The organism is Bradyrhizobium sp. 147 (assembly GCF_023073935.1).
Lineage (GTDB): Bacteria > Pseudomonadota > Alphaproteobacteria > Rhizobiales > Xanthobacteraceae > Bradyrhizobium.
In genome coordinates this window covers 1-730 of the sequence record NZ_JADPKL010000027.1, presented here as the reverse complement: position 1 = coordinate 730, position 730 = coordinate 1, and the positions used below count along the sequence as shown (strand labels likewise).

Annotated in this window: 1 protein-coding gene; it reads right to left on the bottom strand. The window is 59.2% G+C overall.

All coding sequences use genetic code 11. The features are described 5' to 3' along the window. Positions 1-668 (bottom strand): transposase (locus IVA87_RS07975; RefSeq protein WP_247333290.1); only part of this gene is annotated, 668 nt, incomplete at its 3' end. Between the last annotated feature and the right edge of the window lie 62 nt (positions 669-730).

Here is a 730-nt window from a genome sequence, read left to right as displayed (position 1 = left end):
TAGTTCGTCGAATAGGCGAAAAACGCTTGGCCGCCGTGCGCGCCGGTCCAGCGCGCCGCCGGATCGGAAGGCGATACGAACTTCGGGGTAACCTCGGTCGCGGCTCCGAAAGCGGCATCATCAAGGACAGCCAGATACTCATCGATTGCTCGGCTGGCAGCCTCCGGCGGAAGTCCCTTATCGCCTTCGATCCCCTTCTGCCGATTGGCATCGGCCTTGATTAGGCTCGCATCGACTGCAAATCCCTCACCGCCGACCAGTCGTTCCTCGATGCAGCGGCGCAGCACGCTCTCGAACACGCGACGGAAGAGGTCGCTCTGCCGGAAGCGGCCGTGCCTGTTCTTGGAAAACGTCGAGTGATCCGGCACCGTCCCATCCAGACCGAGCCGGCAGAACCACCGGTAGGCCAGATTGAGGTGAACCTCATCGCACAGGCGCCGCTCCGATCGAATGCCGAAGCAGTAACCGATCAAGAGCATCCGGATCATCAGCTCGGGATCGATCGAAGGCCGACCGATGCTGCTGTAGAAAGGCGCCAGGTCCCGCCGGACCTGTTCAAGATCGACAAACCTGTCAATCAACCGCAGCAAGTGATCAGTCGGGATATGTCTTTCGAGCGAGAACTCATAGAACAACGCGGTCTGTTCGACTTGCCGATGCCCCATCATGATCTTCAGTCCTGCCAATTAGACAGACTGAATCACTGATATCTCTGCGTCGCAACAGCTGC